We start from the raw sequence: 1439 nt of genomic DNA, 5'->3' as shown, positions 1-1439 counted from the left end.
GCCGCCGCCGGGCTGGCCCTGGCCGGGTGCGGCACCGAAGGCCCCGAGACCGGCACCGACGTCGAAGACGTCACCGAGGGCGAAGTCGCGGAGACCTCCCCGGCTCCGGCCAACAACCCCACGACCGGGGACACCTTCATCGGCGATTACGACGAGGACTTCTACGACGACCGCGAGACCTACGTCGGCCAGGAAGTGACACTGTCGGCGGAGGTCAGCAACGTCATCGACGACGACGCGTTCGTGATCGCCGGCACCGCCGGCACCACCGTGGACCCGCTGCTGGTGCTCTACAACATGGATCAGGTCGACATCGAAGAGGGCCAGGTCGTGGAAGTCACCGGCATCGTCCAGCAGGCTTTCGACCTTCCCACCATTGAGGACGAGCGACAGATGGATCTGGAAGACGACCTGTACCAGGACTACGACCAGCAGCCCTACCTCGAGGCCACTAACGTCCAGTTGATGCCCGAGGAATAAGACTCCCGCCCCCTCCGGGAGGAAGCAGGACTCCGGCCCTGAAGGACCGGGGTCCTGTCCTGAGCCCTCACGGTGCAGCCCGGTGCAACAACAAAAAGGGACTTGCAGCTTCTCATCGGGGGGCAGGTTTTCCAGTTACGGCCAACCGCAGTGTTCTCGCTTTGCTGTGCGCCTATGCCACCCACAGCACTCGGGGCAAAGGGCTCCCGGGACCCCTCGGCCTCCGCGCTACGCGGTCGGCTCGGTGGCCTCAAGGCGGGGACTCGCGATGCTCGCCCCGGCATCTCGCGGATCCCTTCCTGGGCGGGAGCTGCCCTGCTGGCCGCCAGTGCCCGCAACAGATCAAGGATGTTCCGATGGACCACAAGCACTCCGTGCTCATCCAGATCGATCTCGACGGCCGCTACGTGCGCCTGCAGGTCGCCGGCTGTCTGACCGAGGCCAACCAGCACGTCCTGTATTCCGTGGTCCACCGCGCCCACGCCGTGGTCCCCTCAGGGGGCATCAGTGTGGATCTCACCGCGGCTTGTCATGTGGAAGCCGCCGCCGTGGACCTGCTGCGCTGGGAGCTCCACCATGACCGGGAGTGCAGCAACATCGGCCCGGTCCGGGTGCTCGTTCCAGCTAATCTGCCTGATCACGCACCCGACCACGCCCGAGACCCTGGCCACCCCTACCGATAGGGAGAGCCACGACCGCAGTCGATCCCGCAGCGATTTCGTCACCAGCCCCAGTACTGAGCTCGGCGCGTTCTCCGGGTGTGGGAAGGAAGTTGAGCCTGGCACCGAAGACGTCACAGGGTGGTCACAGCTGGCCCCCAAGTGCATCCCAACCCTCGGGGCGTCTTGTGGCAAAGACCGGGGAAGGCCCGCAGAGTCTGGTGTTTTCCCTTGTCCGGGCGGTGAAGGCGTTCTTACCGTGAATGGACACGCGATCGGGACCGTTGCAGTCAGGCGACG

The 1439-nt window shown here is 65.7% G+C and carries 2 protein-coding genes; both read left to right on the top strand.

Features of this window, described 5'->3' with window-relative positions:
* Positions 1–480, top strand: a 480-nt coding sequence (locus GMA12_RS18385) for a hypothetical protein (RefSeq protein ID WP_162460049.1), incomplete at its 5' end; no start/stop codon positions are given.
* A 356-nt stretch (positions 481–836) separates the two neighbouring features.
* Positions 837–1163, top strand: a complete 327-nt coding sequence (locus tag GMA12_RS18110) for a hypothetical protein (protein ID WP_156270875.1) — start codon at positions 837–839, stop codon at positions 1161–1163.
* Positions 1164–1439 lie beyond the last annotated feature (276 nt).

Origin of the sequence: Kocuria sediminis (genome assembly GCF_009735315.1) — a bacterium.
GTDB classification, from domain to species: domain Bacteria; phylum Actinomycetota; class Actinomycetes; order Actinomycetales; family Micrococcaceae; genus Kocuria; species Kocuria turfanensis.
The sequence above is the reverse complement of the archived record's forward strand: the minus strand, read 5'-3'. Positions and strand labels throughout refer to the sequence as shown.